The sequence below is a fragment of the Neptuniibacter sp. QD48_11 genome (assembly GCF_047778095.1).
GTDB lineage: Bacteria > Pseudomonadota > Gammaproteobacteria > Pseudomonadales > Balneatricaceae > Neptuniibacter.
The window spans coordinates 1,808,137-1,828,549 of the sequence record NZ_CP180551.1 but is presented as its reverse complement, the minus strand read 5'-3'; the positions used below and the strand labels follow the sequence as shown (position 1 = coordinate 1,828,549).

Below are 20,413 nucleotides of genomic sequence, written 5' to 3'. Positions count from 1 at the left end.
TATTGCTTTAATAAATAACCAATAAATACAGATAGTTAACTTGTAATGTCATTTAAAGTGTTCGTTTGTGACACAAAAATCAACCTGATCCAATTAGTTCGCTAATGCAAATCAAACAAAAGGGACTGTTGTTCCATTAACTCTCTGATTTATATGGGGTGGTATAGATCTTGCCATATATAGGGTCAGTCCAATCATGGATCTTTCCTAACATTATGGAGAGTTGAAAATGGCTTTTCCGTTCGCGGGCCAAAGTGCAAGATCAACGCAGGGGAACAGACGGAGTTGGAAAGACAGATGCAGTGCATTCTGTGGTAGATTATTCCGCCATCAGTCTCCTATGCGGGACAAAACAAAACGGCCTCATTTTATCCAAAATCCTACCTCTAAAGTGGTAGGTCGAATCATGTGTGAGCCAGTTGAGCCACGTTTGTTATTATCAGCTGACCCACTGTCATTTGTCGCAGATCCGGATACAGCAAGTGATCTGTCCCTCAAGCTTTTCGAAGAGCTAGCTACACCACCGATTTTACAGCTTTTCGATACCTCTGGAGATACACCGGTATTACTCGCTGAACGCCTATTAAGTGAAGTAGGCGATGTCGTTATTACAGGTTCTGACCTAGATGATCGTCTGAGTATCGATTTTGACCAAGCTGCAGCACCTGGAATTGTAATCACCTTTGAAGGTGGAGCAGGTAATGATGTCCTTGTTGGTCCAACTGCTGACAGTGATTGGCAGATCACCGGCTCTAATACTGGTACGTTAAATGGCAATCTTCAGTTCAGTAATGTCGAAAATCTTACAGGTTCAGCTGATAACGAAGATACCTTCACCTTTTTGCCTGACGGTAGCTTAAGCGGCGTTATTGACGGCGGTGATGGAGGATTCGATAGCTTAGTGATTGAAGGGGGGGACTACGAAAATGTCGTATTCACACCGACAGGGCCAGATTCAGGTACGGTAGCTCTAGATGATAACCTGATCACTTACGTAGGCTTAGAACCGATTACGGCTACTGGCACCTTATCAGATGTCATATTCGATCTGACTGCTGGGGATGATTACGATGCCCAGTTAAGTGATGGTTTAGCTCTAGGTGAATATACCTTAACAGGTACTACGTTTGAGGATACAACGTTCCTTGCACCACTCAATTCATTAACCATCAATGGTGGCGATGGTAACGATACTATTACGTTAACTAATCTCGATCTTGGCAGTGTAGATTTAACCGTAGATGCCGAAGAGATTATTGTTACAGGTTCGCTTACTGCAGGGGATATTACGCTTACAGCAACCGCATCTGATGAAGGTACGATCGAAACAGTAGGGGATCTGTATGATGAATTTACAGGCCCATTAGATGCAGTTGAAGATATTGAGCTTCCTATCGACCTTAGCGGTTTATATTTTTCAGACCCTAACGCAAAAATAGACCTTTCATCAGCCGTAGTTAGTGGCTCTGCTGTTGTTCTTCGTGCCCAAGCTTCTTCGCCTGTAAATGCTGTACCTGCAGATCTATTAGGTGCAGGTATTGATGGTGTTGGTGTTTATGCCCGAGCACGTGCTGAAGTTAATATTCTTGATACAGCAATCACAGCCAATAGTTTGATGGTTGAAGCGACCACCGCGGTAAGCAGCGACCAAACTGATGCAGCAACTGCAGGGGATAACGATAGCGAAGCAGATGCGGCAATCTCTCTTGTTGTTGTAGATTCAAGTGCTAAAGCGCATGTTTCCGGCGCTAGTACCCTAAATATCAGTGGTGATGTCGATATTCTTGCTAGCACAGATGTTGAAGTAAACAGTGAAACTGATGGTTCTCTCGGTGATTCGGGTGCCACTTTAGCGATGGGTTTAGTTTTCACTGAAACTAAGGCTTACATAGACGGCAGCTCTTCAATACTCGGAAGCACAGCAGAAAAAGTTAACGTTAGCGCAACAACAACCAATCAAGTTCACACCAAAGCTACTTCAACTCAAGGTGGTTCAGAAGAAAATACCAGCGGCGGTAACCAGACAGAAAGTGCGCTACAAGATCCTAACAACGATGGTGACAATTCAGACAGAGCCAGTACAGCAGAGGGTGATGTCGATTTTGCTGGCGCTTTAGCACTAACATTGGTTGATAATCTAACCGCTGCTTACATCGAAACAAGCGGCAGTATCACCACCGATACCAGCCTTACCGATGCCAACATCGATGTTAATGCAACTTCAATTGACACTGTAACCGCAACAGCTGATGGCTCTAATACTGGGGCTGCTGCACCAGGTGTAGGTATCGCGGTTGCTTTAAATATCGCAACCGTTGATAGCCTTGCTTATCTAGATGGTGCTGGCAGTTATTCTGCCGATGCAATTGAAGTGAGTGCAACTCTAGATGCCGATAATAGCTTTGAAGCTGAAGCCGAATCAGGCTCTGGTGGCGGGAATCTTGGCGTCGCAGGATCATTAGCCGTTAATGCTGTGACAGCGAGAGTCGAAGCTACGGTTGAATCGGGTGCAACACTAGATCTGGGATCAACCGATCTATCGTTGAATGCGCTCTCAGCCGTGAAATCTAACGCACTTGCCAAAGCTGATGTTGAAGGCGACGGCGATAATAATGACACCGATGATGGTGATAGCAACAGTGGTGAAGGTACTGGTCTAGGTGCATCTGTCGCAGTAAACATCTCAGACATTGTAACTCGAGCTGCTGTAGAAGATGCGCTGTTGAGCAATGTAGCCGCGATTGACGCTAATGCTACTGGCTCCTACTTTATGGATACCAAAGCAATTGGTGGTGCAGCAGGAGGGACAGCACTTACTCCTGTAGTTGCGATCTCAATTGCACGAAACTCAACCATCGCTGAGATTTCAGCGGGTAGTAATACACTTAATCTAGCAGGCGATCTCTCTTTAACCGCTGATCATACCAGCGTGACAAGTACCCATGCAGCAGGTGATACAAAGGGTGATTCGGTTGGTCTCGGTGCTTCTTTAGCGCTGACCATTGCCGAAGAAGACGTTCAAGCACAAATCTTGCGTGATGTTATCTCATCTGGCGGGCAGGTGATGTTGCTAGCTCAGGGCGCAACAGCTTCTAGAACTCATGCTGAAGCCAGTGCTGCTGGAGCTGAAGAGGACGATGGTTCCAATCCTGATGGTGTGGATGATCAAAACGCTCAGCAACTCGGTTTTGCAAATACCCAAGCTGACAGTAGAACCGACTCTGGTTCAACTAACAGTTCAGAAACACCTGATGCCTCAACATCAGATGGCAGTGTCAGTGTTGCAGCTGCAATTTCAATCAATTTAGGTGAAGCCAATTACTCCGCTTTGATAGCCGATGGTGCAGTCGTTTCATCAACTGGCGCCTTATCGGTAACTTCACGTGCTAACAGTGACTCTGCCGCTATAGCTGATGCAAGTGCGACATCTACAGATGGTGGTGTAAGTGTTGGTGCTGCCGTTGCAATCAATAAATCAGACACCCTAAATTTATCATCGGTTGGTGATGGTTCTATCGTTGACACCGGAGCCACTGTCAGTGCTGATGGACTGACAGTAAATGCTTTGATGTCAGAACGCAGCAGCGATATTAGTTCTAGCACTGTGGTCGATCTGGCAGCAGACACAATATTGCTCGAAGGCGTAGAAGGTTTAGAAACCGCTGATGAAGTTACTTATCAGCAAGACGATGACGGCAGCGCAATTGGCGGGCTAACTGATGGCACTACTTACTATCTGATCGATGCCGGTGATGGTAAATACAAGCTAGCCCTAAATGAGACCGATGCCAATAATGGCACTGCTATAGACTTAACCTCATTAGGTGGTGGCACCGAGCACACATTCGAACGCGCGGGTGAAGAAGATATCACCTTCAACCCTCAATACGAGCTCAAATTTGAAGCACCACAGGGCTATGTTACCGGTGATGAAGTTACTTATCACAATGGCGGTGGTAGTGATATCACCGGGCTATCAGACGGTAAAACCTATTACCTGATAATTGGTGATGAGATTCAGCTAGCTGAATCGCGTGAAGATGCTTTTGCAGGTAATGCGATTGAGGTGACTGGATCTGGTACTGGAGATAATCACAGGTTAACCGAATCGATTCATCGTACAACAGCACGTTCTACATCTGGTGCGAGTGGTGGTGATGTAGGTGTTGCAGGCTCTTTGGCAATTAACCTTGTAGATGTAACGACTTCCGCCTTAATCGCTGCGGATAGCAGCGTTACCATGCTGAATAACAGTGCTGTCAGTCTTAATAGTGAATCAGTCACTGAGCATTCCGCTATGGCGTTGCCATTAGAAAATGCAGGTGGTGAAAGTGTAGGTATTGGCGCATCAGTCGCTTTGAATGTCAGTGATAACGATACCTTATCTGAACTTGCTCTAGATGTCAGTATTACAGGCGCATCTGATCTAACACTGGATGCTGATGGTACTTATGAACAATGGGTTATTGCTCGTGCAGGTGCGGCAGGTGGTGTAGCGATTACTCCCGTTGTCGCGCTTAACATAGCTTTCAATGATACCAATGCAAATATCCAAGCCGGATCATTACTTGATCTCAGTGGAGGTCTAACCCTTAATGCCGAACAAACCAGCAGAACCACAGCTGACGCAGAAGGTGACGTTGAAGGTTCTGATGCAGCAATCGGTGCTTCTTTAGCCTTAGTATCAGCCAATGATAGTACTGCCGTTATGATCGCTAGGGATCTGACAGCAGGCGGAGCCATGATGTTGATGGCACGAGGCAACAATGCCTCAAGAACGACAGCTAAAGCCAGCTCAAGCGGTGCTGAACAGGATGATGGCGTAGAAAATAGCGGGGATGATAACGGCGTTAATGATCAGGTTGCCTCACAACGAAGCTTTGCAGGCAGCAATAGTGATGAAGGCACTGGTGATAACGATAGCCCCGATGCATCCACCTCTGAAGGTACCATCAGCGTTGCAGCAGCTATTTCGGTCAATATTAGTGATTCACAAACTTCCGCTTATATTGGTGGCACTTCTTTAGATCCAATCACAATAAACGTAGCTGGCGATATCAATGTAAACAGTTACGCTAATGCTGATTCACTATCGGAAGCCGATGGTAGCGCTACCACAAATGAAGGCGGTACTAGCGTAGGTGTCGCTGTTGCACTCAGCACTTCCGATATCAGTAATAGCTCTCTAATAGAGTATGCCGATATTACTGCAGCTAGTGTGAATGTCACTGCAGAAATGGCTGATCGAGATGTCGATATCACCCCTAAAGAACCGATCAGTGTTGATGTTGATGCAAACACTATCTATGTAGGGGATATCGATGATTTAGAGACTGGGGATGAAGTTACCTATAGCAACGGCGGTGATACCAGCATAGGTGGCCTAACCGATGATGGTGGCACAACTAAGTATTACGTAATCGATGTAGGTGATGGCAAAGTTAAACTGGCTGCTTCTGAAGCTGATGCAAATGCCGGTACAGCAATCGATCTAACATCATTGGGTAGCGGGGATAATCATAGTTTAGAGCGAGATGGTAAAGATAACCTCGACTTTGACCCAGACGAAAAACGTTTCGAAATTCACTTACAAGACACGTTGGGCCTTAATACAGGCGATGAGATTGTCTATAGCAATGGTGGCGGTACCGATATTGGTGGGTTAACTAACGGCAATACTTACTATGCCATTATCGAAGGCAATGGCCGACTCAAACTTGCCGATACCAAAGAAAACGCTCTCAAAGGTGAGGCCGTAGAATTAACTAGTATAGGTACGGGCAGCTCTCACCAAATTACAGAATCAACTCACTCCTCATCAGCACGAGCTAACTCCGGTGCGAGTGGTGGTGATATTGGTGTTGCCGGTTCCGTAGCAATCAATGAAGCCAGCGGTTCAACTTCAGCAACCCTAGGTGATGGTTCAGATGTTACAGCAACTGGTGACGTCACCGTTAAAGCTGAATCTAGTACTAGCAATGAAGCGCGTGCACTACCTGGAGACCCTACCTCTGGTGGCAGCGGTGGTGGCTTATCCGTTGCTGTGAATGTCAGCGCACATGATACTAATGCCGCTATCTTAGGTGGCGACATTAGCCAGTTAGACAACTTATCTGTTTCTGCTGAGGGTGATCACACCATGGTGACACTCGCTAAAGCAGGTTCTAAAGCAACCGGTTCCGATGGAATAGCCTTTGGTGGCGCTGTAGCTATAGGCGTAGCAAACAACGACACATCAGCTCAGATTGATTCCAACGGCGACTCTCTTAACGTCTCAGGTAATCTAAGTATCTCCGCATCTACCTTAGAGGCTCAAAAAACGGAAGCTGACGCGGAAACCGATGGCGGTGAAACCGGCGTGGGTATCTCCTTTGCGATGGGCTGGGTAGAAGACAATACCGATGCTTTACTTGCAAGAAGCGTCAACACCGGTGTTGGTAATGTTTCAGTGGTAGCGCTATCAGAAATTGATGCGACAACCGTGGCTAAAGCCAGCTCAGAAGGATCGAAGTCTGAAGAAGACGGCGGTAATACCTCAGATGAGGAAACAAGTAATCAAACCGATTATGCCAATAGTCGGGCCGGCACTTCGGTTTCTGCACCTACAGCAGGTGACCAGGTTGAAGGAGCAAATACCACCGCTGAATCACAAACCGCTAATCCGGGTGGTCAAGGTGGTACGGGTGAAGATGCATCACAACAAACACGAGGTGGTACTGTACGTGTAGCTGCAGCGATTGGCGCTACTGTCATTGCCCCTGAAGTTAATGCCTCTATTAGCGATGGCGTGGTTATCGATGCCAGTGGCGATCTCACCGTCAAAGCAACCAGCGATGCTGATGCAGATACACAAGCTATCGCCACAGCCTTTGCTGATGATGCTAAAACCACAGTAGGTGCTGCCGTCACTGTGAATGTCGGATTATTAGATACTCATGCATCTATTGGCAATAGTGATATCACCGCAGCGTCCGTCAGCATTGAGGCGGGCTCTCCAAGCGGTGAAAGTAACGACTTTAAACTGCTCTCACTGGCCGGTAGTGGCTCTACTCAGAAAGGCGAGAATGATAATACCGCCGTGGCAGGTTCCGTAGGTGTTAATGTCATTATCAGTAACACTAGCGCTACACTCGCGGATGGTGCGAGCCTTACAACGACTGGTACCGATCTAAGCGTTGAAGCCAGACAGGATATAGGTTTACAGAATATAGCAGGTGGTGGCGCACTAACCTTATCGGATGAGGGTACCAGTGTTGGTGCTGCGATCGGGGTAAACGTTGTTGAAAATACCACTCTTGCAACCGTTGGCGATGGTACTTCTATAGATTCTGCTGGAGATCTGTCGGTTATTGCAGATACCTCTGTCAGCCCTCTAGAAATCATCGCACCAGTACTTAACGAAACCGGCATTGATGTCACCACACTCGTTGCCGGTGCTGCAATTGGATCTGGTGGGGATGCAGGTGCCGGATCTGCGGCGATTGATGTCTTTGTATTAAATACTAAAGCGAGCATAGGTGCTGGAGCTGTGGTGAGCTCTGGCAATGACCTGACGGTAAGAGCAACAGACAATACTACACTTGCTACCTTCGCTGGCGCTCTGGCAGGCAGTAAAGATGCTACCGGTGTCGGTATAGGCCTAGGCGTAGCGGTTATCACCAAATCTACTGAAGCGATAATAGAAGCGTCCGATAACGCTTTAGTACCAACATCCATAACCACTGGCGGCGATTTGATCGTTGAAGCTGATGGTACCGAGGATATTTTCCAATTAACGGCTAACTTAGGCGCAGGTGATAGTACTTCAGGTGCGGGTGGTCTCAATGTTTTGGTTAATCTAACTGATACTCGTGCCGTAATAGGTAAAGATCCGGATGCTGAAACACCTGAAGCAGGCAATGTAGTTGTGGATGCGATGGGTTCAGCGATGGTTGCAGCCAACAGCCACACTGCCATTGAAAGCTACGCAGGAACCCTAGGGGTCTCTATGAGTGGCTCTTCAGTAGGTATCTCGGTTGGGGTATTGGTCGATATTGATCGCACCCATGCCGTGATCGGTGAGGGGGCCGAAGTAACATCTTTAGGCCAAGGTGCAGGGCTCTCTGTAAGAGACGGCATCTTTGATAGTAATGGCGCTCAAGGTACAGAAACCGTCAATGGGTTATCTGTAACCGCTACCAGTTATGACGATGTAACCCTCTTAGCTATTGCGGCCTCAGGATCATTAGGGCAGGACAATGGCGGCAATGAGAACGGTGATAATGACGGCGGAACCAATGTTGGTATCGCAGCATCTGTTGGCGTTGCCGTACTCAACGGTGAAACCCATGCCACATTAGGCACTGGAGCCACTATCAATGGTGATAATATCGGTGCTGCCGCGAACCAAGGCATATTACTGCGTGGGGCGGACGATACCAATGTGACCAACATCATTGGTGGCTTAGCTATTACCAACGGTGCCGATGCCGGTGTCACAGGCTCAGTATCAGTCAATGTAATCGATAATAGTGTTTGGGCACGGGCTTTAGGCAGTAATGATCTCACGTCGAATTTCGGTGGCGTAACCCTTTCTGCAACGGGTGCTACTAACCTTGATACGGTCACCATTGCAGTCGCAGGTGCAATCAAAACGGGTAACAGCGATAACAACAATTCCAGTGATATAACATTCGCTGGTGCAGGCAGTGTCACAGTTAATGTCGTTGATACCGAACTTTTAGCTCAAATTGATAGTGGCACGGTAGATACCGATGGCAATTTAACCCTGCATGCCGAAGATAGCTCAGATATTAGAGCCGATTCAGGTGGTGCCACATTTGCTTATGACAACAGCGGAAGTACAGCCGGTGCTGTGGGCGCCTCTGTAGCGGTGAATGATGTTACACAAACCATTAGAGCGACTGTTACAGATACTCCAGTTAGCGCTACCGGTGGGGTAGACGTCAGCGCAACTAACTCATCCAGTATTCAGGCACTAACCATTGCAGGTTCCGCAGCAATTGCCAATGACTCTGATGCCTTAGCCGGTGCAGGCTCCGGTTCAGGGAATTTCATTTTAGCTTCAACCGAAGCAAGTATTACCAACACTGGTGCAGCGCAAACATTGTTGAGTGCAGGTGATATAAATATTTCAGCGACTGATAACAGTTACATCAATGCTGATGCCGGTGCAGGTGCCTTAGCATTATCACTAGGCGGCGGTGATTTAGGTGCTGCGGCAGCGGGTGCCGCAGGTGCGCAAAACGTTATCACTAAAGATACAACAGCAGCACTTCGGAATGTTAATGCCACGGGTGACAACGTTAATGTTACAGCAACCTCCACATCAACAGTGAATGCTTTCACTTTAGGTATTGCAGGAGCACTGGCAAATGACGGTAGTGCTTTAGCGTTGGCTGGTTCCGGCTCCGGCAACTTCATTACCGGTGATATCAGCGCAGTTATCAACCCTAGCAGTATCGTGGCAACGGGTGATGTCAGCCTGTATGCGTCTGATGCAAGTATTGTTACTGCTACAGCAGGTTCAGCAGCCGTATCGATCAGCGTCGGCAGTGGTAGCGGCTCTCAAGCTGGGGTCGGCTTAGGTGTTTCGGTCGCGGTGAATGAGATCGATGTCTCTACAGAGGCAATTCTGTCTTCGACTTCAGTAAATGCAGGTAGTGCGCTTTCCGTTGAAGCTTTAACGGCTGCTGAGATTGATACTCTGGCCTTTGGTGTCGCGTTATCAGTCACACAATCTAGTGATAATAATGCTATCAGTGCTGCTGCAACCGGTGCTTTAACCTTTAATACCGTCAGCAATAGTGCCATTGCAGAAATTGAAGATGTAGCTGATTCAGGCGCGACAATTACGGTAGCTGGCCCAGTATCTGTTATAGCAACGGATCAATCATTAATCGTTGCTGATGCAGCGGCAGCTTCATTCAGTTTGGCGATCAGTTCTGATAATACCTCTGTATCTGGCAGTATCGGTGTAGCCGTAGCCGATAATGATATAAGCAATACAGCCCGAGCGGCGATTAACGATATTAGCCTAACAAGCAGCTCTTCTGGCGCTACGGTTTCAGCACTTTCAGAAGCGAGTATCGAAGCCATAGCCGTATCTGCATCGGTGGGAATTAGTTCTTCATCGAATGGTACATCCGCAAGTTTCTCTGCAGATGTTTCCTTAGCTTTCAATAATATAGGCAGTACAGTTGAAGCGATGATCGAGGGAGGTTCAGTTGTAGATCTAGCTGGATCACTCGTTTTATCAGCTATCGATAACTCATCTATTACTGCAGACATAGTGGCAGCTAGCATCAATGCCGCTGTCAGTGGATCTGGCAGTTCGGGTGGCTTAAATATCACAGCCACTAATGCCAATAATGAAATTAATAATACAACTAGAGCTCTAATTTCTAACTCGATACTTACTGCTTCAGCATTGGATATAGATGCTGAATCCAATACATCAATTGAGGCTGTCGCAGTATCAGCAGCCATCAGCGTGACCATTAGCGGTTCCTATTCACTCAGTGGAACGGGTAGTGGTGCAGGCAGCCAGAACACCATTAGTAATATTATCGAGGCAGGATTAGTAAACGGTGCTGATGCAACGATTGGCGGCAATACTGATATTGATGCCTCCAATGCTGCAGAGATCTATGCAGATGTTGCTGCGGCAAGCGCTTCGGTCACAGGCAGCAGTGATGGTGCCATCACTTTAAATGTCACCGTAGCTACAGCAGATAATGTCATTTCTACGCAAACCAGAGCGTTAATCGATAACAGCAGTCTATCAACTGGTGGAGATCTGATACTCAATGCCGATTCAGCAGGAACAATTGAAACCTTAGGGTTAGCAGCAAGTTTAAGTGTAAATGCCAGCAGCGGTAATATCGCTGTTGGAGCATCTGTCACTGTTGCGGTCGTTACTAATACAGTCAATGGTGCTGTAGAAGCGGTAATTCAAAACGGTGCGGTTGTTGATGCCGGTAATGTCACAATTAGCGCTACTAACAGTAGTTTGATTGATGCAATTAGCACATCGATTGGTGTAGGTGTTACCGCAACCAGTGGTTCAATCGCCTTTGGTTTAGATGCATCAGCAGCTGTCGCCATCAACAATGTGGGTACAGCAGTGACCGCAGGAGTGCTTAATTCCGATGTCACTAGTAGCGGCTTTCTTGATATAGATCTCACCTCATCGTTACAGATGAATGTCACCACAGTTGCAGTTGCTGTCACTGTTGGTGCATCGGGTGATGTGGCAGGTACAGTCGCTGGCGCGGGTGCAGCGGCAGACAATATTCATAGCGGTGTTTCCAGAGCGGTCATTGAAAATAGCACTGTAAATGCAACAGGTGCGGTTAGTGTGGATGCGGTAGATACATCATCACTAGATTCTGAGGTGGTTTCTGCATCAGCCTCAGTCGCAGTCGGTAGCACTGCAGCCTTTGCTCTAGGCGTGTCCGTTGTATTAGCTACCAATAGTCTAAGTGGCGTAACAGAATCAGGCATTATCAACTCAACAGTGAATGGCGGCAGCGTAACAGTTGGTACTGATACGCAGATGTCGATTCTCTCTACGGGTGTGGCAGCTAGCTTATCTTTAGCTGCAGGTGATATTGCGATCACGGGTGCAGGTGCGGGCGCATCATCTTTGAATACTCTGAACAATACTGTGGCAGCTCGAATCAGTAACAGTACTGTTACCAGCACCAACGGCTTAAGCGTTCATGCTGAAGATAGCTCCTCTGTTACCTCTACGGTAGTTGCTGCCTCAATCGGTATAGCCATTAGCAGTGGCGGTAGTGCTGCAATATCAGCGGCAATTGCGGTATCTATTGCGGATAACGACATCAATACAGACTTAAGAGCGGCAATTAATGATGGGTCGTTTATTACTGCCAACAGCACAGTTGATGTATCAGCACTTGCAGATGGCTCTGTAGATGCCAATGCGGTAGCTGCCTCTGTTTCGGTTGGCGGTGGTGGTACCGTTAGCGTCGGGGCGTCTGGTTCTGGTAGTGCAGTTACTAATACGCTAGCCAATACTGTCGAAGCCACTATTGATACTGCAACCATTAACAATGCGACTGATGTAGTTGTGATGGCCACCAATGAACTCACCATCGACACCTTAGCGGTAGCAGCATCGATCGGAGCCTCTGCTAGTGGTACAGCTGCAGTCAGTGTCTCTGGCTCGGTTACGTTAGCGACGCTAAATTCGAACACGGTAACCTCTGCGAGCATTAGAAGTTCAGCTATCACAGATCCTAATACAGTTTCAGTGTTAGCATTTAACGACACTGATATAGAAACCAAAGCTGTTGCTGCAACACTGTCGTTAGCCGCAGGTTCTTCAGCAGCGGTAGGTGTTAGTTTCGCAGTCGTAGAATCCGTTGCCAACGTTGGTGGCACCACAGAAGCAGTAATAAACCCATCCACCATAACCTCTGCCGATGATGTCTTAGTTGAGGCAATAGATATTAGTGAAGTGGATACGCTGGTTGTATCTGCAACCATTGGTGTTGCGGCATCATCAACTGCAGCGATCGACGTATCGATCTCTGTGAGCTTAGCAACCGTCAATGTAACCAATGGCCTGTTAGCCACAATTCAAGGCTCTACAATCGATGCAGACAATGTCACCGTTAATGCCCAATCTTTCTTAGGAGGAGATAGGGCAACTGTCACAACAAAAGGTATTTCAGCGGCTTTATCAGTTACTGCAAGCGGCAACTTCTCTCTATCAGGAGCAGGTAGCGGTGCTTCAGTTACCAGCAACATGAGTAATACGATTGCTGCTAGCATCATCGACAGTGATATTGATGCGAGCACGCTCTCAGTGACTGCAGAAGATCGAGTGCTCTTAGATACCTTGACCGTCGCTGTAGCAGCGAGTGTTGCAGCCAGCGGCAATATAACCGTTGCTCTATCTGGAGCTGTTGCGGTTTCTACGGTTGATTTCGATACATCTGTTCAGTCAATAATTTCTGGCTCTGATGTCGACTTAACTTCTGCTGCGCCTACTATTTTGTCTGCCCGTTCAGATAGTGATGTAGTTACATTCTCCGTCGGTGCAGCACTTGGTGTATCTGCAAGTGGCAGTGCAGCTGTTTCAGCATCGGTTGGTGTTGCTGTTGCGACGGTAAGTGCCGCAAATCTTACAGAATCATTGATTACCAATAACAGCACTTTTGATGCACCAGGGGATCTAACGGTTCGTGCTAAAGATGTCACTAATATAGATACTGATGTTGTTGCAGCCAGCGTGTCTGTGGGGGCTTCCGGTGCTGTAGCAATCTCGGTTGGATTATCGACTTCTGTTGCAAGTAATACCTATAGCGGCACTGTTCGGGCCGGCATCGAAAACTCTTCAGTTGATATCGGTGGTTCCCTCACTGTCGAGGCAGAATCTGAGGCTAATGTTGATGTACTGGGTGTTGCAGCCTCTGTTACTGTCGCCGTATCAGGTAGTTTCTCTTTAGCAGCCGGCATTAGTGCGGCTGTAACTGAAAATACCGTCGACGGCTTGGTCGAATCCTATATTGAGGATGCAAGCGGATCCCATTTCATTGAGGCAGGTGGCGATGTAATTGTTACCGCTGTCGATGATCTGTCTGTGACTTCAGATGCAGCAGCAGTAACACTATCTGTTAGCGGTTCCTACGTAGGTGTGGCTGTCGGGGTATCTGCAGCGACTTCTGAAAATACCAATAACAGCATTACCCGAGCTGAAATAGATAACTCAGATGTAACCTCTGAAGCAGGAACCGTCACCTTACTTGCTCAATCTGAATCTGATCTGGATGCATTTGTTGCCTCTGTTGCGGTCTCTGTTTCAATCTCAATCGGCTTTGCAGGGGCCGGGGCTGGAGGCTTTGCACGTAATACATCCACTTCAACGGTGAGTTCAAGAGTCAGCAATGGATCTAATATAACTTCAGCAGGTAATGTCGTTATCTCAGCTAACGATATCTCCGACGCTCAGGCCGATGTTATTGCGTTTGCCGTATCGGTGGGGGCATTAGGTACCTCCGTTGGTGTTTCACTGGCTGAGAACTACATCACGAATACCGTGATAGCAGCAGTAGAAGATAGTTCTGTTACCGCATTGGGTGCAGGTACAATCTTGATCGATTCAGATGCGACTCAAGAGATTGATGCCAACAGTTCGGTTGTTTCAGTCTCCGTAGCCCTAGGCGGCCTCGCAGGCGCAGGTGCTTCGGCTATTACGGACATTGACAGTGATGTTGAAGCATATGCTCGGAATTCAACTTTAACTGCCGCAGGCAATCTGGTTCAGATAGATGCAGACAGTAGTCATATCGCTAATGCCACTTCATTTGGTTTAGCAGCTTCAACAACGGCGGGTATATCCATTGTTAACGGTAATGCCAGTGTTGGTGGTGCAACTAGGGCTTACGCTGATGGGGATATGACCGTCACAGCTAGCGCGATGGATATCACCGCCGACTCTATTGCCAGCGCTTTACCTGATGTCACCTCAGTAGCGCTATCGCTTGGTGGTGCAGGATCTGGTGCAATTGTAATGGCCACTGTAGATCGAACTACAGAAGCCTATATCGGCGGACGAGCAGGAACGGTTCCATTAGGTGGTACCAACGTCATGCTTACCGGTGGACCGCTAAATATTGATGCTAATTCAACATTTACCGCTACAGCAGCGCCTCTGAATTTTGGTTTAGGCGCAGGTATAACCGTCGCAGTTACCGTCACCGAAGCGATCATCCAAGGTAATACCTTGGCTTACATCGGTGAGAGCAGTTCAGTTACCGCTTCGGATATATCTATTACAGCAGCCAGTACAGAAGTTGCTACTTCAGAAACAATAACCATTGCTCTAGACGCTGCAGGAGCAGCAGTGGGTGTTACAAGCGCCACCTCACAAGTGCTCAGCAATACTGAAGCGTTCATCGGCACTCGAGTGGGCGAACTATCATTAGGTAACCCAACAACAGTTACAGTGACCGGTAGTGGCGATCTAGTCATTGATGCGACAGCCAGTCGAACCGCCATATCAGATACCTTAGGTTCAGCACTGACTCTCGGTGTGTTAGCGGTTGATGTATCACTACCTACTGCAGAAGTTGGTGGCAGAACCTTAGCGGGCATGGACGGTCAGGTTACTGTAATTGCTGGTGATGTAGATGTTGTTGCGACCGCATCTAACAAAGCGGAAGCGGAAGCCTTGGTATTATCACTATCTGTTGTAGGTATAGGTGGTTCCGGTGCTGATGTCGTCGCGATTATTAATGAAACCGCTGATGTTGAAGCCGTGATCGGAGCCGATGTAACCCTTACCGCTGATGAAATTCTGTTGGATGCTCATCATATAGGTAACAACAATCTCGCAACCGCCAAAGCATTAGGCGGAGCAGGCGGACAGTTGGGTGGTTTAGCTGTCATGTTGGCTGAAGCCTACGTCGAAGGAGGTGTTAAAGCCGAACTTAATGGTGATGTTTTGGATTCTGATTCTGTCACTGTCACCGCTTCCGGTAGAAATTTAGCCCAAGCAGATACATTGGCAGTCGCTATCGGTGCAGGTTTTGGTGCATCCGGTACAGGTACAGTTTCAGAAATTAGCGGTACAGCAGATGTTGTATCTAGAATTGGTTCTACATCCTCCATTACCACCACCGGAGCGGTTTCAGTCACTGCGACAGGTAATAATGACGCACTCAGTAACTCCGATGCAGGCTCTGGCGGTACTGTTGCCGTCTCTGGCTCAGCATTAGGAGCAACCGTTGCAGGCGCTGTTATTGCTGAACTGAATGGGGATCTCTTCAATGCGACTGCAGTCGATGTTATCGCCACCGGTGATAATTATGCTAAAGCTGATGCTTTAGCAATCTCTGTGGGTATTGCAAGCGGTTCTGGCGCGGATGCATTTGCTGAAATCACATCAGATGCCGATGTCCAAGCCAAAGTAGGCTCAACTTCACAGATTACGGTTCCTGGTGCAGCGATCAATGTATTAGCCACTGGCAGCAATGAGGCACAAGCCAGCGCAGTAGGCGGCGGTATTGGCGGTCTATCTATCAACGTTATGCTCCCAGAGGCGATCGTCGGTGGCGGCGTTTTAGCTGAGTTTAGTGGTGACATTATTGGCGGGGCAGCGTCTTTACTTAATGTTAAAGCCCTAGGTGATAATTGGGCTAATGCCCAGACCACCGTAGGTAATATTTCATTACTCGGTGGTGCTGGTGCTAAAGCTATCGCTGAAATCAGCTCCGATGCTGATGTAGAAGCTCGAATTGGTTCAGCAGCCACAGTAGTAACGACTGGTGCAGTCGTCGTAGATGCTCGTTTGCAAGGCAATATGAATCTTGCAACAGCGACGGCGCTTGGTGCTGTCGGTGGCGCATTAGCAGGTGTATCTGTGATGCTCGCAACTGCTGAAGTCGGTGGTGCAGTCATTGCGGATGTAGATGGTGATGTAACAGGTTCATCTTCAATCACTATAGAAGCAGTAGGTCGAAATCTTGCTGAAGCCCATACCTTAGCCGGAGGATTTGGTTCCTTTGCTGGTGCAGGTAGCGGTGTTGTAGCTGATATTACGTCTGATGCTGATGTCATAGCATCTGTAGGCTCAACGGCATCACTCACTACGCCAAATACTCTAACTGTTCGTGCTACCGGAGATAACGATGCGATCTCAAGCTCTGACCTAGCGTCTGGCGGTGCTGTTGTTATTTCAGGTGGTTCTTTAGCTGCCCGAGTGGGTGGTGCAGTCATCGCTGAGATGAACGGTGATGTTAATGACGCAAATACCGTGCTTGTACAAGCTACCGGTAATAACGTTGCACTCTCTGATGCTCTCGCAATTTCCTTAGGCCTTTTCAGTGGAGCAGGTGCTAGCGCTATAGCGGAAATCACTTCCGACGCAGACGTTCAAGCCAAAGTCGGTTCAACCGCTCTGTTCAATACGCCTAATGCCAATATTGATGTCCTAGCAACAGGCTACAATCATGCAGTAGGTACTGCGGTTGGCGGCAGTGGTGGTGTAATTTCTATCTCTGTCATGCTTCCAGAAGCCCATGTTGGCGGAGGTGTGTTAGCTCAATTCGATGGTCAGACAACCGGTGGTTCGATATCTACCCTAGATGTTAAAGCTCTCGGCCAAAACATCGCAGATGCATCAACTACGGTAGCCAGTGTATCGCTGGGTGGCGGTGCAGGTGCTCAAGCGATTTCGAGTATCACGGCAGATGCCGATGTAGAAGCGAGAATGGGCTCAGCCGCGTCTATCGCAGCAACAGGCGCAGTTGTTGTTGATGCTCGCTTGCAAGGCGCAATGAACCTTGCAACTGCAACGGCTACAGGTGGAGCTGCTGGTGTATTGGCGGGTGTTTCAGTCATGCTGGCCACTACTAATATTGGCGGTGCAGTTATCGCTGATGTTGATGGTGATGTAACAGGTTCATCCTCTATCACCATTGAAGCCGTTGGTCGCAACTTTGCAGAAGCCCATACATTGGCGGGTGGATTCGGCGCCTTTGGCGGGGGCGGAAGTGGAGTGTTCTCACAAATTACTGAATTTGCTGATGTGATTGCTTCTGTCGGTTCAACAGCATCACTCACTACAAATAATGCATTAACTGTTAAGGCTACCGGTGACAATGATGCTCTATCAAGTTCCGATTTAGCGGCTGGCGGTCTGGTCTCTTTAGCAGGCGGTAAAATAACTTCGGAAATTGGTGGTGCTGTTATTGCCGAAATGGATGGGGATGTTTTCGATGCTAATACGCTAAATGTCCTCGCTACCGGTAATAACTATGCTGATGCAGATGCACTCACCATCTCTTTAGGTTTGTTTAGTGGAGCAGGTGCGAGTTCAGTTGCCGAGATCACCTCTGATGCTGATGTTGAAGCAACTGTCGGTTCAACCGCTCAATTGACAGTACCTGCTGCCAATATTGATGTCATCGCAACGGGCTATAACAAAGCCGAAGGTATCGCCAATAGCGCTACAGTCGGTGTCATTTCAATATCTGTGATGTTGCCATCTGCAACCGTGGGTGGCGGTGTCTTATCTCAGTTTGATGGTGATATTGTCGGTAGTGCCGCATCAAGTTTAGACGTGAAAGCCTTGGGTCAAAACATTGCTCTAGCAACTGTCACTATGGGATCAATCAGCTTAGGTGGCGGAAATGGTGCCCAAGCTAACGCAATTATCACTAGTGATGCAGACGTAGAAGCTAAAGTGGGTTCTGCCGCTACGATCTGGACATCCGGCGCAGTAAAAGTTGAGGCGTTACTGCAGGGTGCTCAAAATATCGCCACAGCTAATGCATTAAGTCTGGCTGGCGGCTTGTTTACAGCATCGCTAGTAGGCGCAAAAGCACAAATAGGCGGTGCAGTTATTGCTGATATGGATGGTTCAGTCACTGCCAATTCCTTACTCGTTAAAGCGGATGGTGATAATACTGCAGATGCTGACGTAGTTACCGCAGGATTAGGTGGCTTTACTGTCAATGGTGCAGCAGCGTTTGCTGAGGTAACAAGCTCTGCCGATGTCAACGCGACAGGTGGAACGGGTAGCAACGTTCTGGATATCAATGGCTCAATTACCTTTATCGCTACCTCTGATCATGATGCGACTGCGGATGCTGATTCCGCCGGGGGCGGTTTAGTCGCGGTCGGTGTCTCTATACCAACTGCTAAAGTTGGAGGTGGCACTAAAGCGGAAATGAATGCTGATGTTATTGATGCTAGTTCATTAACTGTATCAGCCACCTCTGATAACGATGCGATAGCCACTTCTGATGTAATTTCAATCGGTCTATTTGCCGGTGGTGGTGCCAATGCAAGTGCTGAAGTAACCAATAGCGCTGATACAGATGCCATCATAGGTTCTGGCTCTCTAATTACAATGCCTGGATCGGCTGTAAACGTTACAGCAACTTCAAACAACAATGCCGTGGCCAGTTCAGGTGCTGTAGGTGTAGGTGCAGTTGCAGTTAGCGTATCTAGTCCTACCGCTAAGATCTTTGCTGATACCTCTGCAAAACTTCTGGGTAGTGTTGGTACAACTGTAGCTGGATTCGATACAGATGGATTGCCAACTACTTACGGGGTTTCGGGTGCATCCTCTGTCACAGTTAATGCCGTATCAAATGATACAGCTATAGCAGTCGTCGAATCTTTCGGAGCCGGTATAGTAGCAGCAAGCGCATCTACTGCAGCGTCTGAGGTTGATCCTACGGTCGTCGCAGAATTTGGGTCAGGCAATATAACAGCTTCTGGAAATGTCTCTCTTACAGCTCAATCAACCTCTATATCTGATGCATTTGCGGACTCTTCAGGTGGTGGGGCTATAGACGTAAAAGGCCTTAACACTAGTGCCAAAGCGAACCCAACCGTTAATGTTATCGTAGGTAGTGGTTACGTAGAGTCAGGTAATAATCTAACCCTTAGAGCAGTGCATAGTTCTGCAGAAGTTAAAGCCGATTCTACAGGTTCTGGAGGCGGTGCTGTCTCGGTTGGTAATACTAATGCCACATCTGAGTCCAATCACACAGTGCAAGCCCTTGTCGATGCAAACATTCTTCGCGGTAATGACGTCGTCATCGAGGCTAGCGCCAATACCAACGCCAGTGCTATAGCAACTAACAAAGCACTTGGTGGCATTGTCATTGGTAACACCGATGCAACGGTTACATCTGATAGTCATGTACTTACAGATATAGGCTCTGGTTCGATTATCGCACAGCGTGATGTTCAAATACTCGCAACCAGCATGCAAACCTTAACAGCGCTGGCTGAAACCGATGGTTCATTTGGTTTGGTAACTGATTCAGATGCTGATGCTGACATTGTCGTTAATCACGATGTGATTCTAACTTCAGATGCGACCATTAAAGCTAATAGAACTGTACTCGTTGAATCTCGCACTGGTTTAAATGCAGATGTTACTGCAAACGCGGATGCTACAGCCGTAGCAGGCTTCGCCGATGCCGATGGATCGCTCACCATAGGTTCTGCGATTGATCCAGTGCTCAATCAAGTCATATTGACGGGTAATTCAGACATTGAAGCTAATAATGTCGCCGTGGCTGCGCGCGCTGGTAGTCAAACCAAAATAGATAACAGCACAGGGGACGTGGTTGTTGATAACAGCGGTTTAGTAAAAGAGTGGACCGCAAATGTTAACACCGAAGCCGATACCAAAGCTTATCCTGTTGCAGATTCGACCGCTGATGCACATATTCAATCTTGGGATCTCGTTGAAACTATCCTACATAACGGCTCTTCAATAATCAGTAATAGCAATATCGTTGTAGAAGCGCGTCACGACAATACCCAAATGCATGCCGATGCTGTTGCTAAATACAATGACTACGACAATGCGCTAGCCAACTTTATCAGTGCTGTTGCCTCTGTATTTAATCCGATTCCG

Annotated in this window: 1 protein-coding gene (cut by a window edge); it reads left to right on the top strand. The window is 47.7% G+C overall.

Translation table 11 applies throughout. The annotated features are described in order from the left end of the window. Positions 1-406 precede the first annotated feature (406 nt). Positions 407-20,413, top strand: the 5' portion of a protein-coding gene (locus ACMXYU_RS08245) for a Calx-beta domain-containing protein (RefSeq protein WP_415901089.1). Its footprint extends 14,433 nt past the window's final position; 20,007 of the gene's 34,440 nt are visible here — the first part of the coding sequence; its start codon is at positions 407-409; the stop codon falls past the right edge of the window.